The sequence below is a fragment of the Paenibacillus sp. PastF-3 genome (genome assembly GCF_029893135.1).
GTDB classification, from domain to species: Bacteria; Bacillota; Bacilli; order Paenibacillales; family Paenibacillaceae; genus Paenibacillus_AQ; species Paenibacillus_AQ nitricinens.
The window spans coordinates 75,296-93,981 of the sequence record NZ_JARXWM010000018.1; the positions used below are offsets into that span (position 1 = coordinate 75,296).

The 18,686-nt window shown below is 42.6% G+C and carries 11 protein-coding genes; 3 read left to right on the forward strand and 8 right to left on the reverse strand.

What is annotated here, in order from left to right; genetic code table 11:
* Window positions 1–55: 55 nt before the first annotated feature.
* The 8 genes from M2444_RS26795 to M2444_RS26830 all read right to left on the reverse strand — a co-directional run bounded on the left by M2444_RS26795 (window position 56) and on the right by M2444_RS26830 (window position 15,753).
* Complete coding sequence (locus M2444_RS26795; RefSeq protein WP_094877112.1) at window positions 56–2,299, reverse strand: helix-turn-helix domain-containing protein; 2,244 nt, start codon at window positions 2,297–2,299, stop codon at window positions 56–58.
* A 232-nt stretch (window positions 2,300–2,531) separates the two neighbouring features.
* A complete protein-coding gene (locus tag M2444_RS26800) occupies window positions 2,532–5,201 on the reverse strand; it encodes a stalk domain-containing protein (RefSeq protein WP_280788498.1) in 2,670 nt (889 codons plus the stop codon).
* 179 nt (window positions 5,202–5,380) lie between these two features.
* Window positions 5,381–7,453 carry a peptidoglycan D,D-transpeptidase FtsI family protein gene (locus tag M2444_RS26805; RefSeq protein WP_280788499.1) on the reverse strand — a complete coding sequence of 691 codons (2,073 nt, stop codon included), beginning with the start codon at window positions 7,451–7,453 and terminating at the stop codon, window positions 5,381–5,383.
* A gap of 543 nt (window positions 7,454–7,996) precedes the next feature.
* Window positions 7,997–10,054: an iron ABC transporter permease gene (locus tag M2444_RS26810; RefSeq protein WP_094871856.1), complete on the reverse strand. Its 2,058-nt coding sequence runs from the start codon at window positions 10,052–10,054 to the stop codon at window positions 7,997–7,999.
* 8 nt (window positions 10,055–10,062) lie between these two features.
* Window positions 10,063–11,085, reverse strand: a complete 1,023-nt coding sequence (locus M2444_RS26815) for an ABC transporter substrate-binding protein (protein ID WP_094871834.1) — start codon at window positions 11,083–11,085, stop codon at window positions 10,063–10,065.
* A gap of 208 nt (window positions 11,086–11,293) precedes the next feature.
* A complete protein-coding gene (gene licT, locus M2444_RS26820) occupies window positions 11,294–12,133 on the reverse strand; it encodes a BglG family transcription antiterminator LicT (RefSeq protein WP_280788500.1) in 840 nt (279 codons plus the stop codon).
* Window positions 12,134–12,200: 67 nt separating this feature from the next.
* Window positions 12,201–14,066, reverse strand: a complete 1,866-nt coding sequence (locus M2444_RS26825) for a beta-glucoside-specific PTS transporter subunit IIABC (RefSeq protein WP_280788501.1) — start codon at window positions 14,064–14,066, stop codon at window positions 12,201–12,203.
* 274 nt (window positions 14,067–14,340) lie between these two features.
* Complete coding sequence (locus M2444_RS26830; protein WP_280788502.1) at window positions 14,341–15,753, reverse strand: glycoside hydrolase family 1 protein; 1,413 nt, start codon at window positions 15,751–15,753, stop codon at window positions 14,341–14,343.
* 112 nt (window positions 15,754–15,865) lie between these two features.
* On the opposite strand from M2444_RS26830, the gene M2444_RS26835 reads away from it, so the two are divergent.
* Genes M2444_RS26835 through M2444_RS26845 form a run of 3 tightly spaced genes read left to right on the forward strand, consistent with a single transcriptional unit; the run spans window position 15,866 to window position 18,614 of the window.
* Window positions 15,866–16,834: a LacI family DNA-binding transcriptional regulator gene (locus M2444_RS26835; protein WP_094877118.1), complete on the forward strand. Its 969-nt coding sequence runs from the start codon at window positions 15,866–15,868 to the stop codon at window positions 16,832–16,834.
* 59 nt (window positions 16,835–16,893) lie between these two features.
* A complete protein-coding gene (locus M2444_RS26840; protein ID WP_280788503.1) occupies window positions 16,894–17,565 on the forward strand; it encodes a response regulator transcription factor in 672 nt (223 codons plus the stop codon).
* A complete protein-coding gene (locus M2444_RS26845; RefSeq protein ID WP_218832786.1) occupies window positions 17,562–18,614 on the forward strand; it encodes a HAMP domain-containing sensor histidine kinase in 1,053 nt (350 codons plus the stop codon). The genes M2444_RS26840 and M2444_RS26845 overlap by 4 nt, the downstream gene beginning before the upstream one ends.
* The last annotated feature ends 72 nt before the right edge of the window (window positions 18,615–18,686 follow it).

Below are 18,686 nucleotides of genomic sequence, written 5' to 3' on the forward strand. Positions count from 1 at the left end.
GCGAAACAGCCAGCTCCCATAATCTGGAGGCTGGCTGTTTTTGTGATTTAATCAATTACTTGTCCTGTTTCAGGTTGCGGTAAGCGCCAGGGGTTACATGTTCTTTTTTACGGAAGGATCGAATAAAGTTCTGAGAATTATGGTATTGCAATCGTTCGGCGATCTCTTTAATGGTCATATCGGTCTCCACCAGCCACTTTTTAGCCATTTCTAATCGATAGTTCATCACATACTCGCTAAACGTCATGCCGTATTCCTTTTTGAAAATACTGCTTAAATAGTTAGGACTATAATGAAGGCGATCTCCGATTAATTCCAGGGACAGATCCTGATCGAACTCAGAACGGACAATCACTGCAATTTTATCAGACAAGAGGCGGAACTGACGGTCGGTTTTCTCCTTTACGCTTGAGACCATCGGATGGATAACTTCCTTCACCAGGATACGTTCAATTTCTTCCGGGTTACGGATGTCTAATAATCGGTGGTACAACGTATAATTATCCTCCGTCAACAGAACCTCAACACCTAGCAGCTGCTCTAGCTGTATCAGATTGTTTACGAAACGAATTAATGTGACTTCGAAATTCAGAGGATTCTTGCTATGCTTCATCATTTCTCCCAGCAGTGGGTACAGAGAACGTGAGACTTGTTCTTCATCCCCAATCCGAATCGCATCAAATAGCTGTGACTCTAACTCAGACGGATAATAAAGGAGAACAGGGCCTGAGATCACTCTCGATATATCCTCGTAGAAAATAATTGACTCTTTCCCCAGATTTAACCGATGATGTAGCGCCTGCTTACTCATCTCACAAGCTTCCTTGCTTAATAATAAATCATCGTAGAAATTGCTAATTCCGACGCTGACAGATAGTTTTAAGACCTCTCTAGCTGTTCGAATTATCGTCTTAGCATATTCTAATACTTGCCTCCTGTTCTCCTGTTCATTCGTTCCCTCAAAGATCAAGATGGTCGCTTGCGTGCGGTCGTTTAATAGAATAGGGATCATCCGATCCTCCTGCGGAATCCTTTCTTCTACCAGCTTGTTAACCGCAACAAGTAAAAGATCTTTATCAATCGCCTGACGTTCACCATAGTTATCCAGTTGAATCAATAAGGTGGCGTACACAGAATCCTCTGATAGCTTATGACCGAAGCGTTGCATACCCTGCTTGAGCTCCTCAGGTGATATCCGGTTACGGAATAAATTGAGAATAAACTGGGTTTCCAGCTGAGGCATTTCAGATTCAATGAGACTCTCAAGACTTTCCTTCTCCGATAAAATCGTATCGATAGAGCTGATAATCCAATCCACCTCATTTTTAGGCTCCAGCTGAGAGTTGACTGGCAAAATACGTTGAATCTGCCGGAAGGGCTTGGTGAAATACAATGAGATCACGTAAGCGATGATCACGATCAACAGTGTGATTAGTAGTACCATCATTACAATCCCGTATCTTGTTGTCTTTAAGGCATCGGAGATTTCGCGTTGATCCAACAAGGTTACATAAACCCAATTATTGTAGGGAGATTTAGCGTAAATCGCCTTCATCGATTGGTGGTCGGCCCTCTCCAGAGCAATCGCTCCATTAGTACCTCCGCTGCCAGCAACATACGTGATATGTCCTAATTGCCTACTTGATAGTAAGGATTTCCCCGTTTCGGACTCATATAAAAGCTCTCCCTCCCGGTTAAGAATATATACCGGGGTGTTTCCTTCCGTTTGAAGCGTGTTATGTAAGGTTTGAAGTGAGATATCAGATAAGGCAATCGCCTGTTTGGTTTGTGAAAATACTGGCAAGGTATTTACAAACCGGATGCCTTTATCCGTCTTAATCCAGAATAATCCCCGGCTTCGATTATCGATATAGCTCTCATACAGAGTATTACGTTCTTCTTTCGATAAATGCGAGAGCTTACCATTGGAGATTTGCCAATTCTGCTCCAGACTAATTAAAGAATAGTCTACGAAATCCATTCCCATCGTAGCAATATAATTAAGCTGAGAGTTAATATCCCGGTACGCCTCAAAATCCCGCTCCGTAATTGGATTCTGAACGACTTCCCTAAAAGAACTAGTCGTACTGTAAGTATTAAAAGCGTATTCGATTGTTTGAATTTTCTGTTCTAAGGTGTTTTTAATTTGTGTAATTAAACTCTGCTTGCCGTCTGCCACTCTTTCAATCACTGAATTTATAGTCGTTAGATAAATATAGCTGCCGAAGCTAATGACTAGGCCAATACCCAGCACCAGAATAGGTACAAAAATCTTATAGAATATTCTGCCTCTTTTCATCGGTAGACTCCTTAAGAATGTAATTATTTTCAATTATAGCGCTTTCATTAGGCCAAACCAAATGTTTTTAATGCGATTATTAGTACCCTATATATTTCAGAGGATAATGTAACAATGAAAACGGTAAAAACCGCTTCATCAAGTCCTCTTGAAACTCAAGAAAATTATGTACATAAAAGAAAAGCCTGACCATGAATGGCCAGGCTAAAAATCCGTACTTCACGCGGTGAAGCTAAATTTCAAACTCTTCTGTTGAATTTGAAAGACCACCATTCTGTACACCACTATTATTGGCTACAGCAAGAACATACACCTTATATTTGACACCTTTAACAATTGAATCTCCATTAACATCCCTTGTCGCAGTGAATGTTGAACGATTCGTCCCGTTAGGGATTACCGACGAATAATAAGAGGAATTCACCGCAAGAGCATCCGCCGTACCAAACCCTTGTTTAGACGGAACCACCAATACTCGGTATTCCGAAATATTGCTCTCATTGGTGGATTTGTCGAAACTGATCAGGATTCTACCGCTACCTATTTCTTCTTTATACGTCACATTGGTTACAGAGACCACTGGAGTCTTGTTTGCCAACAAAGTAATCGTCGAAGACTCCAAGGACAATGCATTGGAACCTGAATAATTATTACTACCCACAGTTAACACATACACTTTATAACTCACTCCAGCCTTTATCACGTCACCACGAACATCTCTGGCGGAGGAATCTAATATTTGACTGGTGCTGTTGCCTGAAGTATTTACCGTTGTATAGTTAGAACTGGATACATTATTCGCATCGGACAGGCTAAAGCTGCTGTAATAAAACGTTGGTACCACCATAATTCGGTATTGGTTAATGTACGTTTCATCTGTGGCGTGATTAAAGCTCACCTTCAAATCTCGGCCATCACCATAGTCATTATCATCGCTAACATTTAAGTTTGTAACAGCCTTCAAGCTGGTATTATTAAACAGTGTAACTATAGATGAAGCGGAAGATAGCTCATTAGAATCCCTATAATTTCCATTTCCAACAGATAATACATACACTCTATAGCTACTTCCACTCTTTATCAGATCACCGAGAACATCTCTAGTTGACGAATACAAGACCTGATTGGTAGAAGACCCACTTGTACTAACAGCTGTATAGTTGCCACTTACTACATTATTAGCTGCGTATAAATCAAAACTGCCATAATATGACGTCGGAACTACCATAATTCGGTACTGACTGATATAGGTTTCGTCCGAAGCATGATTAAATGACACTCTCAAATCTCGGCCATCTCCATAATCATAAACGTCGCTGACACTGAGGTTATAAACTGTACTCACACTGGAATCATAAATTAATGTAATTACCGATGAAGCATTCGAAAGAACATTCCCTCCTGAATTACTTCCGCTTCCAATAGATAAGATATATACCTTATAGCTGACTCCATTCTTTATCAAAGCTCCACGTACATCTCTGGCTGAAGAGCTCAATGTTAGGCTGGTGGAAGTACCATTTGTACTAACCGCTGTATAGTTGGCAATTGATACATTATTTGCTTCAGCTAAACTGAAGCTACTGTAATATGACGTTGGAACGACCATGATCCGGTACTGGCTAATATTGGTTTCGTCCGTCGCATGAGTAAATGACACCCTTAAATCTCGGCCATCATTATAGTTGCTAACGTCGCTGACAGTTAAGTTAGAACCCCCTATGTTGGACAGCGTAATTGCTGAGGAAACAGAAGACAATACATTATTAGCTGCATTACTGTTATCCATCGCCATGACAAACACTCTGTAGCTGACGCCTGTTTTAACAAGAGCTCCGTCCACATCTCTGGCTCCTGAGGATAAAATTTGGGTAAGATTATTTCCCGTCTTGCTGACTAACGTGTAATTAGCACTGGTCACATTATTTGCTGCGGCTAAATTAAAATTCGAATAATTAGTAGCTTTGACAACAAATATCCGATAAGAACTTACCTTCGACTCATCTGACAGCTTATTGAAGCTGACCGATAAATCTCTTCCATCCCCATAATCGCTTATATCATTCACTTGTACATTATTTATTGCCGCTACAGTCTTATTCACTAGTGTCATAGTGGAGGATCCACTAGAAAGTGTACTGGCATTACTTCCTTTGCCAACCGTCAAGACATAAGCCACATACGCTTGATTACTCTTAATTGAATCACCATCAACAGTCCTCGAAGCAGAAGTCAATTTAATCGAAGGATTAGTACCTGTTGGTAATACAGTAGAATAATTGTAAGAGGTTATCGTTTGTGCGGACGACAAGTTGAGAATATTCCCTGATTTCACAATCAAAACACGGTACTGATCCACTAGTGACTCATTTGCCGCTCGAGTGAAGCTAACCTGAAGATCACGACCATCACCGAAATCACTCACATCCTGCGCTACTACGTTGGGTACTGGGCCTGCATTTCCAACGTTAGAGGCTGAAGTCGTTATCGTTACAACTTGCGTCTTGGGGTTCCATCCCACTTCATGGCCCAGTGCTTCACTGACGAACCTTGTTGGGACCATCGTTCTCCCCTTCAGATTCAAACCAGGCACGTCTAGCGTTACAGCCTTATTGTTAATAGTGGCGGTCTTTGAGCCAATCTTTAACATAATCGTTGTATCATCTTTCGTTGCGGTTACAGTTTGTGCTTTTTGATCCCACTTGATGGTGGCATTAAAAGCTTCAAAGATAGCCCGCAACGGCACCATCGTCCGCCCCTTCACCATCACTGGTGCTTGATCTGTAGACAATCGAACCCCGTCAATAATAATACTGATCGGAGTAGCAGCCTTTACAGAGGATTGAAACATCATCGGAAAGACTACTAAAACTACTAAAATTGAAATCCATAACTTCTTCACAGACTCACCCTCCTGGAATGACGAATACATTTTTTACCTACTCCTTTGACGCTTCTAACTATATAAAAGTTTCATGATTTACTGGTTACAATATTTTAATCTAGACTCAGCTCCATTAATCGATCACAACCCCTCTTGGAAAAAGAAAAAGGAGAGCGCGGAATGCGCTCTCCCATCGATTATTCGTTCGTATTTTTCACAATATTCTTCTTCGGAATTCCGTCCAATCCATACTCCCAATCATACGCATCAAAGATTTTCCTAGCGACAGGTGCGGCGCTATTTGATCCGAACCCACCCTCAGGAATGACTACAGCCACAGCAAGTTTTGGATTGTCACGTGGTGCAAAGGCTATAAACACTCCGTTATCCCGGTTAACTTTTTTACTATCCGTTTGTTGTGAAGTCCCTGTTTTGCGGGCAAAATCATAAGGGAAATCGCCGAAGGCACTTTTAACGTCACTGTTCATCCCTTTCTTGATTTCCCGCCAATAGGATGGATCGAAATGGGTCACTTCATCAAGCACTTCCCGTTTGAACGCTTTGATAACCTTCCCATCTGAATCAGTGATTTTGCTTACCAGCTGCGGTTTAATTCGTTGCCCTTCATTGGCTAAAGTAGCCGCATATTGGGCTAACTGAAGAACTGTATAACGCCCCTGCTGTCCAAAAGAAGCATACACAAGCGCAGATTGAACAGATCCAGCTTTCGCTTCAGCCTTATAATTCAGATCGCCCAGGTATTCCCTAGGTAAACCTATACCTGTTGAAACACCAAGACCAAATTCCTTCATATAGGTGTCCCATACATCGATACCTTTAGACTTGTACTTGTCATACAATTTTTTCCCAATCATATCAACCATATATACGTTTGAGGATTTTTCAATTGCCGTGTAAGGATACAAAGAGTGGTATACATGATTCGATGAATTCCTTACAAAGGTCTCATGTCCCTCTCTACCAAATGAGGTGATTCCTTTATCTTGGTAAGTAGAAGATGTATTGATAAAGCCCTCTTTTAATCCAATCAGTACACTCAATGGTTTTATGGTCGAGCCGAGCAGCACCGTGGATTCGAAATTATGCCCCGATCTTCCTGATGAAAAGGGAGTGATCGTTCCGTTTTGATAATGTTTTTCGATTTGTTCATACTTCTCCGGTAAGATCGAACCCGTAGCCCAATCATTCGTATCATAGTCAGGCATACTCGCCATCGTAATAATATTACCTGTATCGACTTCCATGGCTACAGCGTAACCTGTTAAAGCATCAGGATGTGTTTCCCCCTGTACGGTGTGCGAGTGCAACCACTGAATCTGCTCTTTAATGGCCTCTTCGGTCTTCAGCTGAATTTTTTTATTTATCGTAGTCCAGATATTACTCCCTTTAAGCGGAGGTTCAACACTGACGATTTTTTCCGCCATATTCTGCGGATCTACCGAAACTTCCTTATAACCATTCTGTCCTCGAAGCTCCTTCTGGTATTGCAGCTCCAAGCCATCAAAGCCTACTAGTTCATCCTCTTTATAGTTAAGACCAGGGTCCTGATTAGTTTTCATCGCCTGAAGTACATCCTTATAAAGATCTAAACTAGTAGAGGATTTAAAAAATTTCACATAACCAACCGCTTGTACAGCCACCGTATCGGCATCATAATGCCTAGAGCTTTCCTCTAACACCTCAAGATTGGGATATTCGTTTTTGTGCTCCAAAAAATAAGCAATTTCTTTCTTGGATAAACCTGATTTAATTCTTCGTGCCATATATCCAGATGATTTTTTAGAATATAAATCCATAACCTCAAGGATCTCTTTTGCTGTAATTTTTTTCTCATTAGGATCACCATAGGTTTCGAAGGCAGCTGCTAACTTGCTAGCCAGTGTGTTTGATTTATGATTTGCCTCGGCAGTTAATGTAGTTTTTTGGGTCGTTTTATCTGTTTTTGTGGCAGTATATTCTTTTTGCAAAGTGAGATATAAAGATTGAACGGGTGTAGAATAGGCCAATTTCTCACCTTCAGCTGCGAGGATATTCCCTCTCATTGCTGATAATGGAACTATTTTCATATCCCTATTAGCCTCGGCTTCAGTAAACTTAGATCCTTCGACAAATTGCAAGACTGCAAGACGAAGGATAATCACACAAAAAATAATAAAAGTGCTAAAGAAAAAAATATTGATTCTTAATTCACTAGAGTTATTTGTAGCTTTACTGTCGTCTTTTATACCTTTTCTGTCGAAGAGTCTCACATAATCCCGCTCCCTATTTCCAAAATTCTACAATATAGGTTCTAAGTATAAACTAGCAAACTGAAATATACAAAATTAAGAATAATAGTTAAATAATTGTTCACAATCGATAATATCCAATTAAAAAAAACAGCAATCCTCAATATGCGAGAATCGCTGTTTTTTTGTAGACGTTGGGTGGCCTGCACCTATGAATTGTCATCATTTGCTGAGGTTTAAGGACTCAAATGACGTTATTTGCAAGTTTTTAGCCTTTGGAGCTTGAATTCGACCTCCAGCGACGTTATTCCTTTGTAAGAGGGGCAAACTGAATAATTTTTATGCCAATAGCGGCTATGCAGTCATTTCCCACTTCAGATACGGAATAAAGCTGATTTAGGGGTGGCTGTGTCCGATAGCGCAACTGCGTATGTGTAAGCTCCTCATCGAATGAAACGAAGTTTAAGGCGATCTAGATCGAGGAAGCCCTAATGAATTAGGGGATGCCCCAATGACCATTGTTACGGCTTTTGGAACACCCCCTATTTTATCTTATAGTAAAATCTATACTTTTCTAACCTGAGACCGATACATCAAGAACAAGAAATACGGGGCTCCGATCAACATTATAATAAGACCCGATGGGATTTCTTTTGGTGCCATAATGGTTCTTCCCAGCGTATCCGCAATCACGAGCATTATTCCGCCAAGTAATCCTGACAGAACAATGGATCGTCTCGTGTGATGTCCAATCATCATCCGTACTGCATGCGGCGCCATGAGCCCGAGGAATCCTATGGTTCCTACACTTGCAACGGCTCCCGCTGCAAGCATCACACCGATAATCATCGCCCACAGCCGAGTTCCTCGAACGGGTAGTCCTAAACCTGTTGAACTCTCATCGCCAAATGCTAGCAAATCGAATTTACGCCCCAAATAATATGCCAATGGAATGAGTACAATCAGGAAAATAAACAAGCTATTAAATTGATTCCAGCTTCGTCCGTAAGTCGAACCCGTTAACCAAATTAAAGAGCTGCTGCTCCATAAACTGCCCTTGACGATCATAACCTGTATTCCCGCAGAGGCGATCGCTGATACCGCGATCCCAAGCAGAATCAGGACAGAAGGATTCAAGTCTCTGCGCCAGGCCATAAAAAACACAAAAGCCGCTGCCAGTGCACCACCCGCAATTGCTGCAATAGGGACCGCTAATACCGTCAGTGCCGGAAAAGCGATCATCACGGTTAGCGCTCCTAGTCCAGCACCCGAAGTCACACCAATAATGGAGGCGTCGGCCAGCGGATTTCGGACAGCGCTTTGAATCAAGACACCACTAATGGCAAGCGCAATACCGCCTCCAGCCGCAACGAGTGTACGTGGAAGTCGTAAATTCAGCAGGACGGAATAAGATCCATCACCGCTATGGACAAGACTGCTTAGCAGATCGCTAATTGGTATTTTGGTTCCTCCAAGTGACAAACTCACAAGGATAACAACAATGAGCAGTATGCTCATGAATATCACCGCCGGAACAAAGCGCATCCGAAGCGCTGTCCCTCCTATATTCATAGATGACTGACCAGCACCTGAACCCGATATATTTTTCATCTTGGTCAGCACCAGCCAAATAAGCCACGGCGCGCCAATAATCGCCATTACTGCACCAACCGGCATTTCACCCACACTGCTGCGCACTACCCGCGCGAGCGTATCCGCTGCCGTAATGAGCAGGGCTCCCCACAGCGCACTTGCAGGAATGAGCAGGTGATGCTTTCGAATACCGCTAAGCCGAACCAGATGTGGAGCCACCAGACCCACAAATCCGATCGGACCAACCACGCTGACCACGACCGCAGCCAACAATACCGATAAGCCTAGACCTAATCCCCGTGCCAACCCAACACGTTGCCCAAGTGAACGGGCTGTGGACTCATCGAGCTCTAAAGCATCAAATTGTCTGCCTCCGAGCACAGCGGCTATAAGCAGTGTAATTACAAAAGGCCAGGCATACTTCACACCGTCCCAATCTAGTTGAATCAGTGATCCTGAACCCCATAAGAATAAATTTTGCGTTTCGTTCTTGTTAAAAATATGTAGGGCGGATGTAAATGCTCCGAGAACCATAGACACGATCATACCTGACAAAGCCAATCTGACAGGTGTAGCCGCTTTACCTCCACTCAGCAAATAAGCAGCTAGAGCTGCAAACAATCCCCCTGCAACTGCCAGCAAGAATGGGAATTGATGCTGCAAAGCCGGGAAAGTAACCATACCAAGAACAACCATAAAATAAGCACCGGCATTAATCCCCAATGTATCTGAGGAAGCGAGCGGATTCTTCGTTATCGTCTGCAGTAAGGCTCCAGCCGCTGCCAGAGCGGCACCAGCCAGAAGGCCAATCACCGTACGCGGCATCCGAATATCCCAGAGCAGATTATGTTCCATCACATCCTGGCGGTTCAGCAATCCCTCCAACACCGTAGCTGCCGGGATTTTGGCTTCTCCAAAGCCTAGACTAAGAATGGATAGAACAAAGAGGGCGGCAAGGCCGCCCCCAAATATTCCAATGATTCGCCAGGTCATTCCACTTGAGGCCTCTTTGCTACTCTTCCCGTTCATAAATGCACTCATTTCGTTAATGTATTTACAACTTCATCCACGATAACTTTAGAGGAGATCGGGCCGCCGAACACCCAAGTAGTACTGCTCAATCCGAAAGTACGATTCTCTTTTACAAAGTTAAGTCCGTTCCAAACGGAATTATCCTTCAGTTCTTTCGTGAAAATATTATCATCCTTCTGAACGATATACATCAGGTTAGTATCCTGAACAGCTGGCAACGCTTCAACAGTTGAGGTACTGAATCCGTAAGCTTCGAATTTCTCCGGTTTCCAGTCGTTCTTCAGACCAATCCGATCCAATGTTTGTACCGCAAGTGAGTTATCTGTAAACAGACGCAACGTTGCTGCATTTTGATAGCTGTAAGCTTGGGTCAGTACATAGTTCAAGCCTTCTTTACCTACTTCAGCCAGCTTTGCCTTTGCATCCGCATAGTGTGTATCCAAATCAGCAAGAACCTTATCGGCTTCTGCAGTTTTGCCTACTGCCGCTGCAATCGTTTTGAAGGTTTCTTCCATCAAAGTGTACTGATCGCCTTCTCCTTCATTCGGATACAGACCGAAAATCAGTGTTGGCGCAATACCTTTTAGTTGATCATAAATGCCTTCGTGCCCACCCGTATTGGCAATAATCAGATCAGGTTTTAATGAAGCAATCGTCTCCAGATCTGGCTCATCACGGGAACCAACATCAGTCACATTTGCATCAAGTGGTGCTTCAGAAGTCACATACAGCTTATAGTTCTCGTTATCGGCATTACCTACTGGCTGCATTCCTAGCGCAATAATATCCTCCGTAAAGGTCCATTCTAATACCACAACCTTTTGCGCAGGTTTGTCCAGCGTAATCTCACCTTTAGAATCTTTTAGTACAATAGGTCCGCCTGTAGATTCAGTGCTCGTTTTATCAGAGACCGTATTGTCAGCTGCTCCTGTATTGGATACCGCATTGTTCTTTGAATTATTTCCACAGCCTGCTACCACTAATATGACAGCTATAATCATAAATAAACTGATTAACCTTTTGTGCATTTTCTTTATCCCCCTGTATTTTAACGATCGAAGTTGATTCTATGATAATTGTTATCAATCTATTGATAATGATTATCATAGAAAATCATACTAGTTATCTTATACGTGTTTTTAGCGAAAGTCAAAGTTAAAATTTAATATACAGCGCCTAGCCCCTAAAAAAGAAGTCCTAACAAATCAAGGCCTCCTTGATTTGTTAGGACTCTCCCTACTCCATGATCTGATTGGTGATTCTTTCAACGTGAATGGTGAGATACAGCATTTCATCATTTGTTAATTCACGGTTGTAGGTTTTGTCGATATAGATTTTAATTTTCTCAACACTTGCAAAAGCTTCCTTATATTGCTCCTTCACCAAATTAAATAAGCCATTCTCATTATCAGGCGGTGGAGTACCATTAATGAGGCGTTGCGCGAAAAATTTCAAATGAGTAATAAAGCGGTAATAGGCAAGGGATTCTTCATCATATTCTAGCCTGAAATGATGCTTCACGATATTTAAGATGTCGTTCATAATCTTCGTAATATTTACCATATTGGGCATTTCTTCGTTTAATTCAGCATTTACCAGATGGAGAGCAATATGTCCTGCCTCATCCTCAGGTAGCCTAACACCGAACTTGGAATGAATAATTTGCAGCGCAGCCTTCCCAACCTCGTATTCTTCCTTGTAGAACCTTTTAATTTCCCAAAGCATAGCGTTTTTAATCTTCAGCCCTTTTGAGAAGCGCTCCAAGGCAAAACTGATATGATCGGTCAGACTAACATAAATACTATCGTCCAGCATTTTACCGAGTTGTAGCTTGGCAAAGTTGATGATCTCTTCTGATAACTCCATATGCTCAATTGGAATCTCGGAAAGCAGCGTTTTTAGCTTATCTGAAAGCTTTTGATTGTTTAAAGTAAATATCTTTTCAATTTTCTCTTCCTCTAAGAAGTCTCCTCGCTTTTTCTTAAAGGCAAGTCCTCTCCCCATGATTACCAATTCAACATTGTGATCATCTATGACAGTAACAACATTGTTGTTCAACACTTTCTCAATCCGCATATTACAGCTCCTTGCAATCCTTTCCATTTTGCGTAGCTAGTCTGTTGTTATAATGTTCGACAAAAGATTAAACTACAACAGTCATCAAATCCACACCCGGTGTGATAGTCGTTTTCTTGGTACCAATCACATCACTATAATTAGCAGTATTGGTAATAATGATTGGTGTTGTACATTGATAACCTTCATTTTTTATTTGTTCAAGATCAAATTCAATCAAGAATTCACCCTGTTTGACGGTTGCTCCCTCTTCAACTTTCACATCAAAATATTTACCTTTTAATTTCACAGTTTCTATACCGATATGGATCAGGACTTCAACGCCATCATCTGATACTACGGCAATACAGTGACCTGTTCTAAAAATGGTAGAAACCACCCCACTAACCGGTGAGTAGAGCTTACCTTCGGTAGGTTCGATGGCCATGCCCTTACCCATTGCTTCAGAGGCAAAAGCTGCATCATCAACGGAGGCTAAAGGAATTACGTTACCAGCTAGAGGGCTGACAACGGTTGAACTCTGCACAGCGTGAGGGAGAATAACCTCGCTCTTGTCAGTATTCGTCTTTTCTGCAACATCATTCACTTTTTCTTCTACAGCATTCACTTTCTTTTTATCTTCATAACCAAACATCATTGTAATCACCATTGCCAAAATAATCGTCACACCAGCAATGATCGCTTGAACTGCTAACGGAGAAAATGCCGGAAGACTTAATACACTCACAAAGGCGAAGACTTCCATCTTCACTTTAAAAAGACCACTAAGTGCGCCACCTATACCGCCAGCAATGGTTACATATATAAAGGTCCGTTTGTAACGGGTCAACAATCCGTAAATAATAGGTTCAGTTACACCTGAGAGCGCTCCTGGTAAAAATGTACTAGCAGCCAATGTTTTCAACTGCTTATCTCTTGTTTTCAGGAAGATCCCCAAGGCTACACCAAGTTGTGCAAAGATAGCCATGCCTGCCATTGCATAGATCGGATCTCCACCCTTAGCAATGTTCTCAAGAATAATCGGTACAAGCCCCCAGTGCAATCCGAGCACGGTCAAATACGTCCAAGAGATCCCTACTATTGCCCCCGTAACGATACCGCTCTTTGTACTGAGGAACAATATAGCATCTCCAATTAAGTTCCCTACATTCACGCCAAAGGGTCCGAAAGCCAACAGGGTTAAAGGCACAATCACAATAAAACATATCATTGGAACCAAGAACATCTGCAAATCCTTGTGTATAAACTTTCTTAGTTGCTTATCCAGTAAAGCGTATATACAGATGGCGATAAAAATCGGAAATACGCTTGAGGAATAGTCTGACATGACTAAAGGAATTCCTAAAAAATGTGGAGATTCAACACTCGCTAATCCCGTAATGTTTGGTTCAAGCAAGGCTGCACCGATACTACCACCCACATAAGCATTTACACCCAGTCTCATCGATAATGTAATACCTAAGAAAATTGGCAGAAAATAGAACACAGCATTACTAGCACCAGCCAATACTTTATAAGTCTCACCGTCTGCCGCTAAAACATTTAACGAAGTCAATACGGTTAACAGCGCTTTCAACATACCCGCACCTGCTAAGGCACCAATCAGTGGTGAAAAACTTCTAGAAATCACATCAAAAATCAGAGTCCCTAGCGGTTTCTTTACCTTTTTCTCACCAGAGTCACTACTAGGGGATATGGATTTAGCAATCTCTTTATAAACATCAGCTACATGGGTACCCACTATAACCTGGAATTGTCCCCCTTTGCTGACCACTCCAATAATCCCTTTCATTTTCTCCAGATTTTCTTTATCCACTTTTTGTTCGTCGTTAAGTGTGAATCTTAGTCGAGTGGCACAGTGGATCACGTTATTAATATTTTTCTCCCCACCGACAGATTGAATAATGTCTTTACCTAGCTGCTCATAACTCATTTTCGTACACCCCTTCGGTAACAGATCAGATCAATTAATCACGGAACACAGTGAACGAAAAAAAACCTAAATCACATCCATGCACGAGAGAGAAATCTCCCGTAAACATAAATGAAACTTAGGTTTTGCCTGCTATGCAGTAGCAATCCTGATATCCGATTAATTTATTACTTACAAATTAACATGTCCCATTAGCCATGTCAACGATAACCATAATTTGCATAATAAAAAGTCCTGATCATCAAGAGGATCTTGACGATCAGGACTTTCGCTATTATAACAGGCTCTGCCCGTTAGATTCAATCACTTCTTTGTACCAATGGAAGGACTTCTTGCGGAATCTTTCCAGCGTACCTGAACCATCATCATGACGGTCCACATAAATGAAGCCATAACGTTTCTTCAGCTCGGCGCTTGTTGCACTGACCAAGTCGATGCAGCCCCAGCTTGTATACCCCATAACTTCCACGCCGTCGGCAATCGCTTCCGCCACCTGTACCAGATGATCTCGTAAATAATTGATCCGGTAGTCGTCGTTTATCACCTTTTCACCGCTTCCATCTACAACGAGCTGATCCACGGCACCCAGACCATTTTCCACAACAAAGAGTGGCTTCTGGTATCGGTCATAGAACATATTCATCACATAACGTAAGCCCTGCGGATCGATTTGCCATCCCCAATCACTCGCTTCCAGATACGGATTTGGCACCCCGCCTAACAGGTTCCCTTCCCCTCTGATCTGTTTCTCTGGATCAGCCGTTTCACAAGTGCTCATATAGTAACTGAACGATATGAAATCCACGGTATGCTTGAGAATTTCTTCGTCCCCTGGCTCAAAATGAATGTGAATTCCGTTTTCTTTGAAGTAACGCTTCATGTATCCCGGGTAATATCCTCTAGCATGAACATCTGCAAAGAACATATTTTTATGATCACTTTGCATCGCTCGGATCAAATCATCCGGATGAGGAGTGAGTGGATAAATCGGCATACTTAGCACCATACATCCTATTTTAAAATCAGGATTGATCTCATGGCCGATCTTCACAGCCAAAGCGCTTGCTACGAACTCATGATGAATCGCCTGATACAAATCCTGCTTGCTCAATTGTTCCAAGGGCGTGTTGATCCCACCGCTCATAAATGGGAACTCTAGAATGGAATTGATCTCGTTAAAGGTCAGCCAATATTTAACCTTGTCCTTGTAACGATTAAAGATCGTTCGCACATAACGCTCGTAAAAATCTACCATTTTGCGGTTAACCCATCCATCGTATTCTCGTGCCAGATGCAGCGGAGTCTCATAATGGGAAATCGTTACTAACGGCTCGATACCGTATTTATGACACTCGTCGAATAGATCATCATAGAACTGCAGGCCTTTTTCATTTGGCTCCAGCTCGTCCCCTTTCGGGAAAATTCGGGACCAGGCAATAGATGTCCGAAATACTTTAAAGCCCATTTCTGCGAACAGCTTAATATCTTCTTTATAGCGGTGATAGAAGTCGATACCTATGAGCTTCATGTTATCGTCGGTAGGAACCTCTGTAGGAGCAGATTTAATTCCGTGTGGCATAACATCTTGGGTAGACCAGCCTTTTCCATCTTCCTGGTATGCCCCTTCAAGCTGGTTAGCAGCTACAGCACCGCCCCATAAGAATCCTTCTGGAAATTGTAAGTTCATGTTTCTTCCCGCCTTTGCTATTGTGATAGTATAGGATTACTGCTCTAATCCGAATCCTAACTCTTGGAACGCGTTACATGTCAAGCATTAATCATGCAAAGGAGAGAAGTCGATGTCTACTCTTGACGAAATTGCTAAGCTATCAGGCTTTTCTAAAGCTACGGTATCCCGAGTTCTGAACGATTCCCCACATGTCAGCAAGGAGACAAGAGAGAAAATTCTCGCCATCATGAAGGAGACGGACTATGTTCCCAATCGGAATGCTATTTCTTTATCGAAAGGCCAAACTCAGCAAATCGGCATGATTACCTTAGACCTAAATGAGCTTATTCTGTGCTTTATGAACAGCTTCGTCGAAATTTCCGGCCATTACGGGTATCAGACGATTATTTATACCACTGGCGGAGATAAGCAAAAAGAGCTTCAAGCGTTCGAAGATCTTAAACAAAAAAGAGTCGACGCCCTGCTTATTTTGACCGCTGTTAACGATAAACATGTCATAACTTCCTACTGCAAATACGGACCGATCGTGTCATGGCAGCGCATGGACCATCCTGAAATCCCTTCCGTTGCCATGAACCAATATGATGGATATGCACTTGCTCTGGAGCATTTGATAGAACGGGGGTATAAACGTATCGCCAATGCTTTTGGCCGTCCTAGCAGCATTAATACTCAGAGCCGAAGATTAGCCTACGAACAAATCATGTCCAAATATAATCTTCCCGTCCTCGAGAAATGGTATTACACCACTATTTATGGAATTCAAGACGGAGAGCAATTAGTGAAGACATTCATGGGACAACCAGAACCGCCGGATGCCATTCTATGCGCCAATGATTTGGTGGCGGTAGGTGTTCTCAGCGAAGCTCGCAGGCAGAAGCTAGATGTGCCAAGGGACCTCGCCATCGTTGGTTTTGACAATTCAAAGCTGTCGCAGACGCTCGGAATAACCACTATTCAGAATCCGATTGCGGGACAGGCAGAGAATGCTTTTCTTTTGCTGGCTCCTGCATTGCTTGGACTGGACATGGAGCTGCAGCCACTGTCGTTTCAACTGATTGAACGGGAGACAACCTAACTAAGTCTGCCCATTCTCAGAATGCAATGAAATCTTAAGCTAAGAATTGGAGTGAAACCATGATTAAGATCCTTGTTGTGGAAGACGATAAGCATGTCAGAAAGCTGATGAACGCTGTCCTGAAACGGGAAGGTTATGAAGTGTTAACAGCCGAGAATGGCATTCAGGCATTGGAAGTTCTTGAAGTCCAGCACATTGATCTGATTATCCTCGATATCATGATGCCTGGAATGGATGGTTACGAATTCGCCGAAGAGCTAAGGAATGCCAACAACATGATCCCGATCCTCATGGCAACGGCCAAACAGCTTCCAGAAGATAAGAAAAAAGGATTCCGTCTCGGAACTGATGATTATATGACCAAGCCTGTAGATATAGAGGAAATGCTGTTGAGAATACAAGCCCTTCTGCGCCGCTCGCAGATTGTAAGCGCCCGGAAGCTTATTGTTGGTAAAGTCATTCTTGATTTCGATGCGTTAACAGTAACTCGAGATCATGAAAAACAGACGCTTCCTCAGAAGGAGTTCCATCTCCTCTATAAGCTTCTATCCTATCCAGAGCGCATTTTCACTCGAATCCAGTTGATGGACGAAATCTGGGGGATGGACAGCGAAACTACAGACACTACGGTTAATGTGCATATCAACCGCTTGCGGAAACGGTTTGAGAACTATCCGGAGTTCGAACTTGTGTCCGTCCGCGGTCTCGGATACAAGGCGGTGAGAACATGATTAAAAAGCTAAGCAACAAAATCAGCCTGCCGATCTACTTCTCGCTTGCTGTATTTATTATTTTCCTTATTACAGTGCTAATCACCGGAATCCTAACCTATCTGTCCTTAGTCTTCGGCCTGCTGGATGAACGGATTCTCCAGGACAAAAAAATCCTAACCTTGATTATATTGATTGCCTGCACCATTATCGGTACCGTCACATCGGTAATTACCAGTCGCAGGATGCTGAAATCAATCCGCACATTTATTGATGCGATCGACCAGTTGGCCGGAGGGGACTTCTCTATGCGGCTGCAGCTCAAGCACCCTCCAGAATTCAAAATTCTCTCCGAGAATATTAACCGGATGGCTGAGGAACTAGGTGGTATTGAAATTCTGCGTACAGACTTTGTAAACAATTTCTCCCATGAATTCCGTACTCCGATTGTGTCGATTAAAGGGTTCGCTGAAATCCTGAAGGATGATGAGCTGAGCAAGGATGAACGAAATGAATACCTAGATATTGTTATCGAGGAATCTACCCGTTTGGCCGCTCTGGCCTCCAATGTCCTGAACCTCTCCAAAGTAGAGGCACAGGCGATATTAAGCGACCGGCAGCCCTTCAATGTTGGAGAACAAATTCGCCAATGCGTCCTGCTGCAGCATACTAACCTTACGAAAAAACATATATCCTTTAAAGCCAACGTGCAGGACTATATGGTACCCGGAAATAAAGAGATGCTGAACCAGGTCTGGCTGAATTTATTGGACAATGCGATTAAATTTACTCCAGAGCACGGCGAAATCGAAGTGACCATGAGGCGGTTGAAAGATCAGGTCGAAATTACATTCCGTGATAATGGAGTAGGCATCAGTCCAAGTGCACTTCCAAAAGTCTTTGACAAGTTCTATCAGCAAGATACCTCTCACTCTTCTGCCGGCAATGGCCTGGGGCTTACGATAGTCCGAAAAATCATTGAACTGCACGGCGGAACCGTCACCTGCGACAGTGTTCCGCTGCAGGGAACAACCTTTACGATGCTACTCCCTGCCTCATCTAAGCCTTGATAGAACCGTTGGGTTCTTTCAGGGCTTTTCATTTTTTTTCAGCAAAAGTTAACTTTCAGTTTATTATTCTCC